14 protein-coding genes and 1 pseudogene are annotated in these 13,970 nt (G+C 72.7%); 5 read left to right on the top strand and 10 right to left on the bottom strand.

The features are described 5' to 3' along the window. From ABZ887_RS20535 to ABZ887_RS20525, 3 genes are all read left to right on the top strand, one after another. Nucleotides 1–546, top strand: a complete 546-nt coding sequence (locus ABZ887_RS20535) for an arginine repressor (RefSeq protein WP_361291319.1) — start codon at nucleotides 1–3, stop codon at nucleotides 544–546. A gap of 175 nt (nucleotides 547–721) precedes the next feature. Further along, nucleotides 722–1,309, top strand: a complete 588-nt coding sequence (locus tag ABZ887_RS20530) for a sigma-70 family RNA polymerase sigma factor (RefSeq protein WP_361291315.1) — start codon at nucleotides 722–724, stop codon at nucleotides 1,307–1,309. Further along, nucleotides 1,299–2,054: a zf-HC2 domain-containing protein gene (locus tag ABZ887_RS20525; protein WP_361291312.1), complete on the top strand. Its 756-nt coding sequence runs from the start codon at nucleotides 1,299–1,301 to the stop codon at nucleotides 2,052–2,054. Before ABZ887_RS20530 ends, ABZ887_RS20525 begins: the two co-directional genes overlap by 11 nt. A 36-nt stretch (nucleotides 2,055–2,090) precedes the next feature. Here the strand turns inward: ABZ887_RS20525 and ABZ887_RS20520 are convergent, their stop codons facing one another. The 7 genes from ABZ887_RS20520 to ABZ887_RS20490 all read right to left on the bottom strand — a co-directional run bounded on the left by ABZ887_RS20520 (nucleotide 2,091) and on the right by ABZ887_RS20490 (nucleotide 9,379). Next, nucleotides 2,091–3,869, bottom strand: a complete 1,779-nt coding sequence (locus ABZ887_RS20520) for an ABC transporter ATP-binding protein (protein ID WP_361291309.1) — start codon at nucleotides 3,867–3,869, stop codon at nucleotides 2,091–2,093. 74 nt (nucleotides 3,870–3,943) lie between these two features. Continuing rightward, a complete protein-coding gene (locus tag ABZ887_RS20515; RefSeq protein WP_361291306.1) occupies nucleotides 3,944–4,114 on the bottom strand; it encodes a hypothetical protein in 171 nt (56 codons plus the stop codon). 316 nt (nucleotides 4,115–4,430) lie between these two features. Further along, entirely contained in the window at nucleotides 4,431–5,171 is a 741-nt protein-coding gene (locus ABZ887_RS20510; RefSeq protein ID WP_361291303.1) for an FAD:protein FMN transferase, read from the bottom strand. A 55-nt stretch (nucleotides 5,172–5,226) separates the two neighbouring features. After that, the gene (locus ABZ887_RS20505; protein ID WP_361291300.1) at nucleotides 5,227–6,006 is read right to left on the bottom strand and encodes an FMN-binding protein; all 780 of its coding nucleotides are present in this window, start codon (nucleotides 6,004–6,006) and stop codon (nucleotides 5,227–5,229) included. Between the two features lie 46 nt (nucleotides 6,007–6,052). Beyond that, nucleotides 6,053–7,435 (bottom strand): ferredoxin reductase family protein, encoded by a 1,383-nt coding sequence (locus ABZ887_RS20500; RefSeq protein ID WP_361291297.1) that lies wholly within the window; start codon nucleotides 7,433–7,435, stop codon nucleotides 6,053–6,055. A 59-nt stretch (nucleotides 7,436–7,494) separates the two neighbouring features. Beyond that, nucleotides 7,495–8,010: an FMN-binding protein gene (locus tag ABZ887_RS20495; RefSeq protein ID WP_361291294.1), complete on the bottom strand. Its 516-nt coding sequence runs from the start codon at nucleotides 8,008–8,010 to the stop codon at nucleotides 7,495–7,497. Between the two features lie 10 nt (nucleotides 8,011–8,020). Continuing rightward, nucleotides 8,021–9,379, bottom strand: coding sequence for a ferredoxin reductase family protein (locus ABZ887_RS20490; protein WP_361291291.1), 1,359 nt, complete (start codon nucleotides 9,377–9,379; stop codon nucleotides 8,021–8,023). 151 nt (nucleotides 9,380–9,530) lie between these two features. Here ABZ887_RS20490 and ABZ887_RS20485 point away from each other — a divergent pair, with 151 nt between their 5' ends. Further along, a complete protein-coding gene (locus ABZ887_RS20485; protein WP_361291288.1) occupies nucleotides 9,531–10,271 on the top strand; it encodes a response regulator transcription factor in 741 nt (246 codons plus the stop codon). Nucleotides 10,272–10,287: 16 nt separating this feature from the next. Beyond that, complete coding sequence (locus ABZ887_RS20480) at nucleotides 10,288–11,790, top strand: HAMP domain-containing sensor histidine kinase (protein ID WP_361291285.1); 1,503 nt, start codon at nucleotides 10,288–10,290, stop codon at nucleotides 11,788–11,790. A gap of 107 nt (nucleotides 11,791–11,897) precedes the next feature. On the opposite strand, the gene ABZ887_RS20475 is transcribed toward ABZ887_RS20480, so the two are convergent. The 3 genes and pseudogenes from ABZ887_RS20475 to ABZ887_RS20465 all read right to left on the bottom strand — a co-directional run bounded on the left by ABZ887_RS20475 (nucleotide 11,898) and on the right by ABZ887_RS20465 (nucleotide 13,871). Then, nucleotides 11,898–12,602 carry a L,D-transpeptidase family protein gene (locus tag ABZ887_RS20475; protein ID WP_361291281.1) on the bottom strand — a complete coding sequence of 235 codons (705 nt, stop codon included), beginning with the start codon at nucleotides 12,600–12,602 and terminating at the stop codon, nucleotides 11,898–11,900. Between the two features lie 3 nt (nucleotides 12,603–12,605). Then, nucleotides 12,606–12,881: pseudogene (locus ABZ887_RS20470) on the bottom strand (pyridoxamine 5'-phosphate oxidase family protein); the annotation flags it as partial. A gap of 120 nt (nucleotides 12,882–13,001) precedes the next feature. Then, entirely contained in the window at nucleotides 13,002–13,871 is an 870-nt protein-coding gene (locus ABZ887_RS20465; protein ID WP_361291278.1) for a hypothetical protein, read from the bottom strand. Nucleotides 13,872–13,970 lie beyond the last annotated feature (99 nt).

Genomic DNA, 13,970 nt, shown 5'->3' with positions numbered 1-13,970 from the left:
ATGAGCCAGGCGCAGGAGTTCGACCAGTCGGGCGGGGCGGGGCCCGCGGTACCGCAGACCCGGACCGCCCGGCACCGCCGGATCGTGGACATCCTCAACCGGCAGCCGGTGCGCTCGCAGAGCCAGCTCGCGAAGCTGCTCGCCGACGACGGCCTCACGGTCACCCAGGCGACGCTCTCCCGGGACCTCGACGAGCTGAACGCGGTGAAGATCCGCAACACCGACGGCGAGCTGATCTACGCGGTGCCCAGCGAGGGCGGCTTCCGCACCCCCCGCGCCCCGCTGGGGGAGTCGGCCAAGGAGGAGCGGATGCGCCGCCTCTCCCAGGAACTCCTGATCTCGGCGGAGGCCTCGGCGAACCTGGTCGTCCTGCGCACCCCGCCCGGCGCGGCCCAGTTCCTCGCCTCGGCGATCGACCAGGCGGAGCTGCACGACATCCTCGGGACCATCGCCGGGGACGACACCCTGCTGCTCATCAGCCGTGATCCGACCGGCGGCCAGGCCCTCGCGGACCACCTGCTGCGCCTGGCCCAGAACGGCCACTGAGAGCCACTGAGCGCCACTGCCGGCGGCCGCCGACCCACCGTCGACCGACCGCCGACCGGCCGGCGACCCGCGTGCGGGGCCCGGCCGGCCGACGGACAATGGCTGTGTGATCTTCCGCGGCGAGCGGTCAGGCGGGCGGGCAATCCCCTGGCGGCCGTCGAACGTATACAGGGGTGTGTCGGGATTCCGGTTCCCCGTCGGCCGCCTCCCGGACGAGGCTCTGCTGTCCGGGCTGGCCACCGGAGACCCGGAGCTCGCCGAACTCTTCGTACGGCGGTTCCAGCACCGGGTCTTCGGGGTCGCGATGGCCGTGACCGGGGACCAGCAGCTCGCCGAGGACGTCGCCCAGCAGACGTTCGAGCGCGCCTGGCGGCACGCCCAGATCTACGACTCGCGCCGCGGCTCGGTCACGACCTGGCTCACCACCATCGCGCACAACCTCGCCGTCGACGCCGTCCGCGCCCGGCGGACCGAACCGATGGCACCCGAGGACCTCGACCCCCTCCTCGACGCCGTCACCGAGACCCCCGAACGGTGGGCCCTGGCCGACGAGGCCTCCACCCAGCTCCGGGCCGCGCTGGCCCGGCTGCCGCGGGACCAGGCCCGGGCCCTGATGATGGCCGGCGTCTACGGCATGACGGCCCAGCAGATCGCCGACGCGGAACGGATCCCGCTGGGCACGGCCAAGACGCGGATCAGAGCCGCGATGGCGAAACTCCGCACCGCACTCGCGTCCCCGAAGGGAGGCGACCATGTCCGGTGACGCGCACTGCGAGAAGCTGCGCGAGGTCGGCGCCGAACTGGCGCTGGGCGTCCTGCCCGGCCGCGAGCGGGCCGAGGCGGTCGCCCATCTGGACGGATGCGCGGACTGCCGGGAGTACGTACGCCAACTCACCGGGATCGGCGACCGGTTGATCGGCCTGCTGCCGGAGAGCGACCCGCCGCCCGGCTTCGGGACCCGGGTGGCGCGCAGCCTGGCCGAGCAGGCCACCGGGGCCGAGGGGGCCGGACCCACCCGCGCCGCCGCCCAGGGCCGGCGCAGTCGTGTCCGGCGCCTCCGGCTGCGGCTCGCGGCCGTCGCCGCCACCGCCGCGGTCGCCGTCGGCTTCGCCGGCTGGGCGATCGGCAGCGCCGTCGAGGGGGCCGTCACCGCCTCGGCGCCCGCGGTCGAGTCCGAGCCCGTGCTGGTCGGCGACATGATCCCGGCCGGCGGCGGGGAGCCCGTCGGCGAGGTCTACGCCCACCCCGGCAGTCCCGCCTGGATCTTCGTCTCCGTGGCCCTCCCCGGCACCCCCTACAACGGCAAGGTCAGCTGCCTCCTCGCCCGCGCCGACGGTACGACCACACGGGTCGGCGACTTCCCCCTGCGCGCCGGACGCGGCAACTGGGGCGTCGCCGTCCCCGTCGACCTCACCAGGTACTCCGCCGCCCGCCTCGACTCTCCCACCGGCACCGTCCTCGCCACCGCCCAGCTGCAGAAGGGCCAGGTGGTGACCCCGGAGACGTGACCGGGGGATCAGGAGAGCGGCATCGGGACGGCGGGATCAGGAGAGCACCGCTCCCGCGCCGAGCCGGTGCAGCCGGGCGTACGGCCCCTCCCGCCCGAGCAGTTCCGCGGGCGCGCCGTCCTCGACGACCCGGCCGCGGTCGAGCACCACGATCCGGGTCGCGTCGCGGACGGCCGGCAGGTGGTGCGAGACGACCACGGTGGTCCGCCCCGCCATGAGCCGGCGCAGCGGCTCCATGACCCGCCGGGCCGAGCGGACGTCCAGCCCGGCGGTCGGCTCGTCCAGGAGGAGCACCGGCGCGTCCCGGACCATCGCCCGGGCGATCGCCAGCCGCCGGCACTGCCCGCCGGAGAGCGTCCGGCCGCGCTGCCCGACGAGCGTGTCGTAGCCGTCCGGGAGCCGCTCGACGAACTCGTGCGCGTCCGCGGCCCGCGCCGCCGCGACGATCTCCGCCTCCGTGGCCGCCGGCCGGCCGTAGGCGATGTTCTCCCGCACGGTGCCGTGGAAGACGAGCGTCTCCTGCAGCACCACGGCGATGTTCTCCCGGACGTCGGTCAGACTGAGGTCGCGCAGATCGATGCCGTCGAGACGGACCGCACCCCGGTCGGGGTCGTAGAACCGCAACTGCAGCTTCGCGAGTGTGGACTTGCCCGCTCCGCTCGCCCCGACCAGCGCCAGCGTCTCCCCGGGAGTCGCCCGGAACGACACGTCCGACAGCGCCCAGGCCGCGGTACCGGGATAGCGGAACCACACCCCGTCGAACTCCACCGCACCCCGCGCCCGGCGGATCCGGCGCGCCCCGGCCGCCTCGGTCACCTGGGGCCGCTCGTCGAGCAGTTCGATGATGCGTTCCGCGGCGGCGGAGGCCGTGTAGAAGGTGGTGCCGAGCCCGGACAGCCCGTGGACCGGGCTGTACAGCTTGCCGATCAGCGCGAGGAACACCAGCAGTCCGCCGGGCGTGAGCCGGCCCCGGGCCAGTTCCCAGGTGCCGAGGGCCAGCACCGCGAGGCCGCCGGCCACCTCCACGAACTCGACGGCGGGTTCGTACACGGCATGGATCCGTGCCGAGGCCATCGCCGCGCGGAACCGCCCGGCGTTCTCCCGCTCGAACCGGCCCGCCTCCCACGCCTGCCGGTTGTACGCCTGCACGAGGACGACGTTGCCCAGGGACTCCTCGGCGATCGCGCCGAGCGCCCCGCCACGGCGCCTGCGCTCCCGGGAGGCCTCCCTGATCAGCCGCGAGAAGTGCCGGGCCGCGCCCCAGAACAGCGGTACGACGACGAGGGCGAGCAGGGTCAGGTCCCAGCGGAGGCAGAACAGCAGGCCGAGGTAGACGCCCAGGCTGATCAGGTAGTACAGGGCGTCCGCGACACCCGAGAGCAGGAACGCCTCCACCGCGTCGACGTCGCCGGTGACCCTGGACAGCACGTCCCCGAGCCGGCGGCGTTCGAAGAAGCCGAGCGAGAGTCCCTGGACATGCCGGAACACCTCGGAGCGCAGCGTGAGCAGGAAGCGTTCGCCGACCCAGGTGGACGTCACGTCGTCGGCGGAGCCGAGGGCGCCGGAGCAGAGGACGAGGCCGAGGTAGGCCGGTGCGATCCACAGCAGGGGGCGCAGCTCCCGCGCGACGAGCACGTCGTCGACGACGAACTTGAAGAGCCACAGTTCCGCGGCGTCGACCGCGGGGGCGGTCAGGCCCAGCAGGACGAGCGGCACGAGCCAGCGGCGGCCGCCTCGGGTGTACGGCCAGAACCGCCGGAAGACCTCGCGCGGGGAGACCGGGGGAGCGGCCGTGCCCACGGTGTCGGGCGCCATGACAGGGTTCCTCGGAGACCGCCGGCGAGCGGACCGGCCGACCCGGTGCCGGTCCGCTCAGCCTTCAGGGGTGGTCAGTAGTGGCCGTGGCCGTGGCCGTGCCGGTCGCCGCCGTGGTCGTGCCGGTGCCCATGACGGTCGTGGCCGTGGTTGTGGCCGTGGCCGTGCCGGTCTCCGTGACGGTCGTTGCGATCGCGGTCGCGGTCCCGATGGTTGAACGGCATGAGGTTGCTGAAGACGGCCATGGTGTTCCTCCCGAAACTTGCTTCACAGGGGGTACGGCCGAAGGGGAGGGAGGGATGGCGTTTTGCGGGACGAAATCAAAAAACATTGCGGTCGATGTCCGGCCGCGGGCCGGTGGGGGCTGATCGCGCCCACGCGGCGGCAGCCGCAAATCAAATGCAGCCCCGCGCCCCTAAAGGGGCGCTACAGCCGCCGCTTCTTCCCAGCCGCGAGCGCTCGTGTCAGCTCATCAGCCGCGGGCAGGCGTGCCGCAGGGCGGCACGGGTGGGCGCGGGCGGCACCCTGCAAGCGCCGGTAAGTGTTCCCCCCCCCCGGGCCTCAGCCCAGACGCGCGGCCAGCCCCCCAGTGCACCGCACTTCATCGCCGGCCGTGATCAACAGCCCCTCCACGTCCGGCAGCGACTCCAGCCACGCCAACCCCGCCCGCGACCCCATCGCGAACGCCGCCGTGGCCCAGCAGTCCACCCACGTCAGCCGCGGTCCCACCACCGTCACCGCCACCAGGTCCGTCACCGCCGACTTGCCCGTCCGCGGATCGACGATATGGGCGCCCCGCTCCGCCGTACCGGACGTGGCGACCGCCAGTTCCGCCACCCCCGCCGCCGAGATCACCGCCGCCAGCCCGCCCGGCCGCAGTGGATCGGCGATCCCCACCCGCCACGCCCGCGTCGGCTCGGGCGCGCCGTACATCTGGACGTCACCGCCGCCGTTCACGCTCACCCCGCTGACCCCGGCCACCTGCCGGAGCAGCCGGGCCGCCCGCTCGGCGGACCAGCCCTTCACGATCCCCGTGGGGTCGAGCCGGCCCCGGTAGCGGGTGCTGAACCAGCCGTCGCTCACCCGCTCCGCCTCGGCCGCCAGCTCCAGCACCTCGGCGACCTCGGGATCGCAGTCGGCGACGCCGATCTCCTCCCGCGCCAGCCGGGACACCTGGCTGTCCTCGCGGTAGGTGCTGAACACCTCGTCGACCCGGTGCAGCCCGGCGACCGCCTCTTCGAGGGCCGCCCGGACGGCTTCCGGATCCCCGCCGCGGACGTCGAAGGAGAAGACTGTCCCCATGACCTCCTCCGCATGACGCACCGCGGCGGGAGCTTCCGCGGACTCCGCCACGGCCTCAGCCACCAGCCTGGTCCAGCGCCGACTGCAGGGACTGCTTGTAGCCGGTGCTGGTGTAGGTGGCCCCCGAGACGGAGTCGATGTTGGCGTTGCCGGCCGCCACCGCCTCCTGGTTGAGCTTGGGGACGGAGAGCGCCGTCTTCTGGTCGCTGGTGCCGCCGCTGGGCGCCTGCACCGCCTCCGCCTTGGTGATCTTCCCGCCGGAGACCGTGATCCGGACCTGGACCGGCCCGTACTGGGTCTGCGCGACCTGCCCGGTCACCGTCTTGGCCTGCGCCTGCGCGGACCCGGACGAGGAGGACGAGCCCGACGACGAGGAGGCGGCCGCCTCCTTCATCTTGTCCAGCGCCGACTGCAGCGACTGCTTGTAGCCGGTGCTCGTGTACGTCGCCCCGGAGACCGAGTCGATGTTCGCGCTCTGCGCCGCCACCGTCTCCTTGTTCAGCGTCGGTACCGACAGCGCGGTCTTCTGGTCGCTGGTGCCGCCCTTGGGCGCCTGGATCGCCTGCGCCTGGGTGATCTTGCCGTTGGCGACGGTCAGCCGGACCTGCACGACGCCGTACTGCGTCTGGGTCGCGTCCCCGTCCACCGTCGTGGTCCCGGCGGCCCCGGTGCCGCCCTGCGGCGACTCCTGCCCCGCCGCCGCGGCCGACGCGGACCCGCCGGCGACCGCGGACGTCGGGTCCGACGACGGCTTCAGCGACAGCAGCAGCACGACACCGGACACGGTCGCCGCGGTGGCCAGCACCACACGCCTGATGGGGTGACTCTTCCTCATCGCTTACGAACTCCCGATTCCCTGGATTCCCGTGTGGTCCCGTCGCTCACATCTCGAACGACTCGTGATGGATGCGGCGGGCGGGAACCCCCGCGCCGCGCAGTGCTTCGTACACGCCCTGCGCGAACCCGGGCGGGCCGCACATGAAGACGTCGTGGTTGTCGATGTCCGGGATCTTCCGCTGGAGGTTCTCCGCGGAGATGTCCGGCCGCTCGCCCTCCGGGCTGTTGACCGCGTACATCAGCCGGGCCCCGCGCTCCTTGGCGATCTTGGCCAGCTCGTCCCACAGGGCCAGGTCCTGTGTGGTGTTGGCCCGGTAGAGCAGGGTCAGGTCGCCCGCGGCGCCGGGCAGCGTCTCGAACAGCGCCCGCATGGGCGTGATCCCGACGCCGCCCGCCACCAGCAGGACCTTGCCGCGGCTGCGCCGGGACGCGGTCATCGCCCCGTACGGCCCTTCGGCCCACACCTTGGTCCCGGGCCGTAGTTCGCGCAGCCGCGCGCTGTGGTCGCCGATCGCCTTGACGGTGATCCGCAACATGCCGGGGCGGGGTGCCGCCGACAGGGAGTACGGGTGCGAGCTGAACCGCATCCCGGGGGCCAGGAACCGCCAGCGGAAGAACTGGCCGGCCTCCGCGCCCATCCGGTGCAGCTTGCGCCCGCCGATCAGCACCGACACGATGCCGGGCGTCTCCTCGATGACCGCCTCGACCCGCATCCGGTGCCGCAGGTTGAGCCGGATCGGGGTGAGGATCCGGTACCAGACCACCAGCGCGGTGACCGCGCCGTACAGGCCGTACCAGAAGGTCTTGGCCATCGGGGTGAGGGCGAAGTCGTTGCCGGTGGTGATCTGGTGCCAGAAGGTCAGGAACACCGCCGCGTACGTCAGCAGGTGCACGTGGTACCAGGTGTCGTACGGGATCCGGCGCCGGACCGGGCCGATCGAGGTCAGGCCGATGACGACGAACAGGCCGGTGCCGATCGCGGCCTTGCCCATGTCGGGGAGCTGGTTCACGGAGTCGATGGTCTGCTGCACGATGTCGTTCAGCGTCTTGCCGGCCTGCAGCGCATAGCCCCACATGATGAGGAACACGTGCGCGAAGACCAGGCAGAGCGTGTAGCGGCCGCTCATCGCGTGCCAGCGGGCGACACGGTCGGAGCCGACCCGCCGCTCCAGCGCGGGCACCCGGGCCATCTGGAGCACCACCAGCGCCATCAGATAGCCCGCCAGCAGGCCGGTGATCCGGCCCGCGTTGAGGATCTTGCCGTTCTGGTCGGCGATGGACGGGGTGTTGTGCCACCACAGCCACAGCACGGCCGCCGCACCCGCCCATACGGCGAGCAGCAGCGGAACTGCCGGGGAGCGGCGCGGGCGGATGCGGCGCATCGTCTGTCGTCGGGCGGCACGTCCGCCTGCGAGCGTGGTGGTCACGGTTCCTCCGTAGGGAATTGACCCTTGGCCCACAGATACGTGCCGTACTGCCCGAGTGTTCAGAGACCCGCGGAGTCCAGTGCCGACTGGAGTGACTGCTGGTAACCCTGGCTGGTGTAGGTGGCCCCGGAGACCGTGTCGATGCTCGCGCTCTGCGCCGCCAGCGCCTCACTGCGCAGCTGGGGGAGGGCGTAGTCGTTGATCTGCTGGTCCCGGGGGTTGTCCGACGGGTACTGCACGGCCGTGACGTCGGTGATCTTGCCGTTCTTGATGGTCACCTTCACCTGGACGGGGCCCCAGCGGGTCTGCACGGTGTCCCCGGTGACGGTCTTGGTGCCGGTGCTGCTGCTCCCGGACTTGCCGGAACTGCCCGAGCCGGAGCCCGAGCCGCTTGAGCCGCTGCTCGCGCCCGGTGAGGCGCTCGCGCCGGCCGACGGGGCGGCGGCCGCCGAGTCGGTGATCACGGTCGGGGCGGTGTGCGGCTTCAGCGCCAGCAGCATCACTATCCCGGAGACGGTGGCGGCGCTCGCCAGCATGACGCGGCGCAGCGGCCGGTTCTTGTTCAGTGCGTGCACGACAGGGGCCTCACAGCTCGAACGACTCGTGGTGGATACGGCGGTCCGGCACTCCGGCGGCCCGCAGCGCGCCGTACAGCTCCTGGGCGAAGCCGTGCGGGCCGCAGATGTACACGTCGTGCCCGGCGAGCCCGGGGACGGTCGCCCGCAGCGCGTCCGGCGTGAGGGCGGGACGTTCGCCGTGCGGGCCGTTGAGGGCGTAGAGCACCCGGGCCCCGCGCCACCGCGCGATCGCCTCCAGCTCGCCGCCCAGCGCCAGGTCATCGGCGGTACGCGCCCGGTAGAGCAGCGTGACCTCGCCGGGCAGGGTCTCGAAGAGCGCCCGCAGCGGGGTGACCCCGACGCCGGCCGCGATCAGCAGGGACCGGTGCCCGCTCGCCCGGTCGGCGGTGAGGGAGCCGTACGGCCCCTCCGCCCACACCCGGGTACCGGGGCGCAGCAGCGCGACGGCCGTGCTGTGGTCGCCGAGCGCCTTGACCGTGATCCGCAGCAGGTCGCCGCGCGGCGGCGCCGACAGGGAGTACGGCGTGGACGTCCAGCCCATGCCGTCGCCGCCGAAGAACCGCCAGCGGAAGAACTGCCCCGCCTGCGCGCCGAGTTCACCGATCCGCCGGCCCCGCACCACGACGGAGTACACGCCGGGCGCCTCCTGCTGCACGGACTCCACCCGCAGCCGGTGCCGGAGGTTGAGCCGCACCGGCGCCAGCACCCGGAACCACACCACCAGAGCCGCGACCCCCAGGTACAGCGCGTACCAGAAGGCGGTGGCGACCGGCTTGCCGTTGAAGTCGTTGCCCAGCGTCAGCTGGTGGAAGAAGGCGAGGAAGACGGCCGCGTAGGTGAGCAGGTGGACGTAGTACCAGAACTCGTAGCTGGTACGGCGGCGGGCCGCGCGCATCGAGGTGATGCCGACGGCGAAGAGGATCACCGTGCCGGCGGTCGCCTTCAGCATGTCGGGGTAGTCCAGGACGACGTTCAGCGTCTCGTGGACGACGGAGGCATGGTCCTGGGCCGCGTACCCGGTGAGGATCAGCATGATGTGCGCGACCAGCAGGCACACCGTGTACCGCCCGGCCATCGCATGCCAGCGCGCCACCCGGTCCGAGCCGACCCGGACCTCCAGCAGCGGCACCCGGGCCATCAGGCCGACGAGCACCGCGCACGCGTACCCGCACAGCAGCCCGGCGATCCGCCCGGCCCCGGTCAGCCAGCCCGCCGCTCCGACGACCGAGCCGGTGTCCGACCACCACAGCACGATCACGGCCGCCGCCCCGGCCCACAGCACGGCGAGCACGGCGGCGGCGGGGGAGCGGCGCGTGGCCACGCCGGGCACGGCGGGCGCCGCACGCCGATCGTCCACGGTCGTCATGAGGGGGTCCTTTCTCCGTTCGGTCCCGCCACTGTGCAGCCCGAACCTCTGAGCGACCTCTCAGTCCCCGCCCTGCTCAGCGCACTCAGAGCAAACTCAGAGCACCCGGGGTCCCTCCCCGTCGCCCGCAGGGGTGATGCTGGTAGACGCGATGAACACGACCCGCTCCGGCCGCCCCGCCCTCACCCGCCCCGACGGCACCCCGCTCCGCGTCCTCGTCGTCGACGACGACCCCGACCTCGCGGAGGTCCTCACCGGCGCCCTGCGCTACGAGGGCTGGGAGGTCCGCGCGGCCGGCGACGGCGCGGCCGCGCTGACCACGGCGCGGGAGCTGCTGCCGGACGCGGTGGTCCTCGACGTGATGCTCCCGGACACCGACGGCTTCGCCGTGCTCCGCTCGCTGCACCAGGTCAAGCCGGACGTCTGTGTGCTCTTCCTCACGGCCCGGGACGCCGTCGAGGACCGCATCGCCGGCATCACCGCGGGCGGCGACGACTACGTGACCAAGCCGTTCAGCCTGGAGGAGGTGGTCGCCCGGCTGCGCGGCCTGCTGCGCCGCGCCGGCATGGCCCGCCAGCAGGAGGACGGCCCCCGGATGGTCGTCGGCGACCTGACCATGGACGAGGAGGCCCGCGAGGTGACCCGGGCAGGCGAGCTGATCGAGCTCTCCCCGACCGAGTTCGAGCTCCTCCGCTTCATGATGCGCAACCCGCGCCGCGTCCTCAGCAAGGCGCAGATCCTCGACCGCGTCTGGTCCTACGACTTCGGCGGCCGCGCCCATGTCGTGGAGCTGTACATCTCCTACCTGCGCAAGAAGGTGGACGCGGGCCGCGAGCCCATGATCCACACGGTCCGCGGCGCGGGCTACGTCCTCAAGCCGACGGCCAGGTGAGTGACCAGGTGACCAGGTGAATCTCCTACGACGGCTACGACGGCTGCTGCGGCACCTGCCCCGCCCCCGTATCCCCCGCACCCTCCGTGCCCGCCTCACCGCCGGCCTGGTCGTGCTGCTGGCGGTGAGCTGCGCGGCCGTCGGCGTCGCGGCGGTGGTCGAGCTGAACGGCTTCCTCACCGGGCGCCTGGACCAGCAGCTCCAGCAGACCGGCCCGAGCTTCCCGCAGTCCCTCGAACACGGGAAGTTCAAGCCCAGCGACCGGGACGGCGACGAGCACGGGGACACCCGCCGCCAGGCCGCCGGCACCTTCGGCGCCCGCACGCTCAAGGGCCGGGTCACCAACGCGGCCCTGATCCCCTCCGGCGCCGACCCGGACCTGACCGTCGCCCTCACCGACCACGATCGCGCGACCCTCGCCGCACTGCCGGTGGACGGCCGCGGCCACACGGTCCGGCTCTCCTCGATCGGCGACTACCGGCTCCTGGCCTGGACGGGCCGCGACGGCGACGTCCTGATCACCGGTCTGCCCCTGGAGCCGGTACGGGCCACCGTGCACCGCCTGGAACTGGTCGCCGCCGGTGTCTTCGGCCTCGCCCTCGCCGCGGCCGGGGTGGCCGGCGCCCTCTGGGTCCGCTGGTCCCTGCGCCCGCTGAGCCGCGTCGCGGCCACCGCCACCCGGGTCAGCGAACTCCCGCTCGCCAGCGGTGAGGTGGCGCTGCCGCCCCGGGCCCCCGAATCCGACCCCCGCAGCGAGGTCGGCCGGGTGGCCGCCGCCTTCAACCGCATGCTGGGCCACGTCGAGGACGCGCTGACCAAACGCCATGCCAGCGAGGAACGCCTGCGCTCCTTCGCGGCCGACGCCAGCCACGAACTGCGCACCCCGGTCGCCTCGGTCCGCGGCCACGCGGAACTGGCACTGCTCCACCCGGGCCCGCTGCCTCCCGGGATCACCCGGGCCCTGGAACGCATCGCCGCCGAGTCCTCCCGCATGGGCGAGATGGTCGACGACCTCCTCCTGCTGGCCCGCCTGGACGCCGGCCGCCCCCTGGAGAGCCACCCGGTCGACCTCACCCACCTGGTCCTGGACGCGGTCACGGACGCCCGCGCCACCGGCCCCGACCACCGCTGGACCCTCGACCTCCCGGAAGAACCGGTGACGGTGACGGGCGACGCCCACCGCCTCCAGCAGGTGCTGGCCAACCTGCTGGCCAACGCACGTCTGCACACCCCCGTCGGCACGAAGGTGACGGTGACCCTGGAGACGGCCGGCGCGGCCGCGTCCCTCCAGGTCCAAGACGACGGCCCCGGCATCCCGCCGGACATCCAGCCCGGCGTCTTCGAACGCTTCACCCGAGCCGAACACCGCCGCCGCCCGGACGCCCCCGGCGGCGGAGCGGGCCTGGGCCTGTCGATCGTGGCAGCGGTGGTGGAGGCGCACGGGGGAACGGTGACCTTGGAGAGCCGCCCGGGTGCAACGACGTTCACTGTGCAGCTCCGGCTGGGGACACCCACCTAGGGGCGCGGGGCTGTATCAATTTGCGGCTCCGCCGCGTGGGCGCGACCAGCCACACACAACCGGCACCCGCCAGCGCCCCCGCACCCCCACGGCGCAACCGCGCACCCTCAATACCGGGTAAGAGCCGTATCCCCGCTCACCGTCCCCATCGCAATGTGCGGCGCCTTCTTCGGATCCGCCCACTGCAGAATCCGCTGCATCGAATCCTCCGGCACCGAAACACACCCCGCCGTGGCCCCCGCCCCGTTGACATGCAGAAAGATCCCGGCCCCCCGCCCCCGCACCGGCTGCGCATAGTTGAACCCGATCACCAGCGCATACCCGTACTGCGTCGTGTACGACGACAGCTTCTCCGACTCGGCGGCCCGGCAGTCGGACGGCAGCGGCTCGACCCAACGGTTGTAGGAGGCGGAGTCGTTGTCCTGGCACCACCACGAATTCGCGGTCACCGGCCGGTACTCGACGGTGGTCCCCGTCGGCGCCGCCTGGAGACCGAACCCGAACGGGAGGTCGTACAGCCCGGTCGGTGTCGTGTTCGTGCCCTGCTGCCGCTTGGCCCCCTCGACCAGCCCCTTCGCCCCGAACCGCGCGGCGGCCGACCCCACCTGCTCCCACTGCCCGTCCCGGCGCTCCCACCAGGTCAGGGTCCCCGACGTCGAGCTCAGTGCCGACGCCTCGGCGGTGATCAGCTGGCTGCCACCGCCCGTGTCGGCCATCCGGGCGGGCAGCGGAGCGGTGTCCCCGCCGCCCGGTGCCGCGCCGAGCAGCAGCAGGGACGCGGAGACAAGGGTGACGACGAAGCCTGGGCGCATGGCTCAGACGGTAGACGGGGGCAGCGGCAACGGCAGCCCGGGTAGGCCGTCCAGGCTCACCGCGATGTGGTCCTTCTTCTCGAAGTACGCGCTCAGCGGGGCGTCGTCCTCACGCGCGAAGCGCTTCCCGTGCAGGTCACGGTCGGCCTCGTACGCCATGCAGGGGACCGCGTAACCACAGCTGTCGCGAATGAGTTCGGCGTGGACGACGATGATCGCGCGCAGGCCGTGCGCCCGCAGATGGGCGATGGTCTCGGCGTTGGAGCCGACGAAGTCCAGTACCCGGAAATTATCGACGCGGTCACTTCACACGGCTGAGGAATTCCGGGATCCGGACAGGCCCCACTGTGGCCGCCCCGGCCGGCGCTGTACACGGGGCGGCCACAGCTGCCTGTCACGTCACTTGGCGAGCGTGCAGGCGGCCAGGGAGTCGAGGCCGGTCGGCTTGGTCGAGGTCCGGCCGATCGCGATGGCGATCCGGTCGATGGTCGACTTCCGCTTGTCCGCCAGCGGGCCGAGGATCGCGTTCTGCACGAAGTTCGGGCCACCCTGGCCGACCGTGTTCTGGAGCCGGGTGTTGGCCTCCTGGATCTGGGTCTGGAGCAGGGTGAGGTTGCGGGTGACCTCTGCCTGCGCGGACGCGGGGATGGCCGGCAGCTGCGAGGCGACGTCCGGGCAGGTGATCGTGCCGACGGCGCTGGTGTTCGTGTTCGTGCTGCCGGTGCTGCCCGTCGACTGCTGCTGGGTCGCGGCCGTGGTCGGCGTGGCCGAGGCGGTGCCCGTCGCCGTACCGCTGCCCGTGTTCGTGCTCGTCCCGCTCGCGTTCAGGGTGCACGGCGCCAGCGAGTCCAGGCCGGTCGGCTTGGCGGCCGTACGGCCGATCGCGGTGGCGATCCGGTTGATGGTCGCCACCCGCTTGTCCTTGAGGGGGCCGAGGATCGCGTTGTTCACGAAGTTCGGGCCGCCCTGGCCCACCGTGTCGACCAGCCGCTTGTTGGCCTCGGCGATCTGCGTCTGGAGCAGGGTGAGGTTGCGGGTGACCTCGGCCTGCGCGGAGGCGGGGATCGCGGGCAGCTTCGAGGCGACGTCCGGGCAGGTGATCGTGCCGGGCGAGGCGGCGAGGGTACGCGCGTTGTTCGTGCCACTGCTCTGGTCGGGCGTACCGGCGAGGGCCGAACCAGCGATGACCGCACCGGAGAGCGCCACGGCGGCGGCGCCGCCGATGAACGCGACGCGACGCTTGTTGTACTTCGGGAGAGCCCTGGACATGCGGATGCCTCACTCGGGTCAGAGGTGGGTTTACAAACGCGGCGCCTGCGTTCAGGCATGGGTACGAGAAAGCGGTTTCGTTTGTTCAAACCTTTTTCA

The sequence above is a fragment of the Streptomyces sp. NPDC047061 genome, from assembly GCF_040643955.1.
Lineage (GTDB): Bacteria > Actinomycetota > Actinomycetes > Streptomycetales > Streptomycetaceae > Streptomyces.
The sequence above is the reverse complement of the archived record's forward strand: the minus strand, read 5'-3'. Positions and strand labels throughout refer to the sequence as shown.

What these genes read in the sequence shown, in the direction of transcription:
- ABZ887_RS20535 (WP_361291319.1), top strand. Translation starts at nt 1, where the DNA reads ATGAGCCAGGCGCAGGAGTTCGACCAGTCGGGCGGGGCGGGGCCCGCG.
- ABZ887_RS20525 (WP_361291312.1), top strand. Translation starts at nt 1,299, where the DNA reads ATGTCCGGTGACGCGCACTGCGAGAAGCTGCGCGAGGTCGGCGCCGAA.
- ABZ887_RS20520 (WP_361291309.1), bottom strand. Translation starts at nt 3,869, where the DNA reads ATGGCGCCCGACACCGTGGGCACGGCCGCTCCCCCGGTCTCCCCGCGC.
- ABZ887_RS20515 (WP_361291306.1), bottom strand. Translation starts at nt 4,114, where the DNA reads ATGGCCGTCTTCAGCAACCTCATGCCGTTCAACCATCGGGACCGCGAC.
- ABZ887_RS20510 (WP_361291303.1), bottom strand. Translation starts at nt 5,171, where the DNA reads ATGGGGACAGTCTTCTCCTTCGACGTCCGCGGCGGGGATCCGGAAGCC.
- ABZ887_RS20505 (WP_361291300.1), bottom strand. Translation starts at nt 6,006, where the DNA reads ATGAGGAAGAGTCACCCCATCAGGCGTGTGGTGCTGGCCACCGCGGCG.
- ABZ887_RS20490 (WP_361291291.1), bottom strand. Translation starts at nt 9,379, where the DNA reads ATGACGACCGTGGACGATCGGCGTGCGGCGCCCGCCGTGCCCGGCGTG.
- ABZ887_RS20485 (WP_361291288.1), top strand. Translation starts at nt 9,531, where the DNA reads ATGAACACGACCCGCTCCGGCCGCCCCGCCCTCACCCGCCCCGACGGC.
- ABZ887_RS20475 (WP_361291281.1), bottom strand. Translation starts at nt 12,602, where the DNA reads ATGCGCCCAGGCTTCGTCGTCACCCTTGTCTCCGCGTCCCTGCTGCTG.
- ABZ887_RS20465 (WP_361291278.1), bottom strand. Translation starts at nt 13,871, where the DNA reads ATGTCCAGGGCTCTCCCGAAGTACAACAAGCGTCGCGTCGCGTTCATC.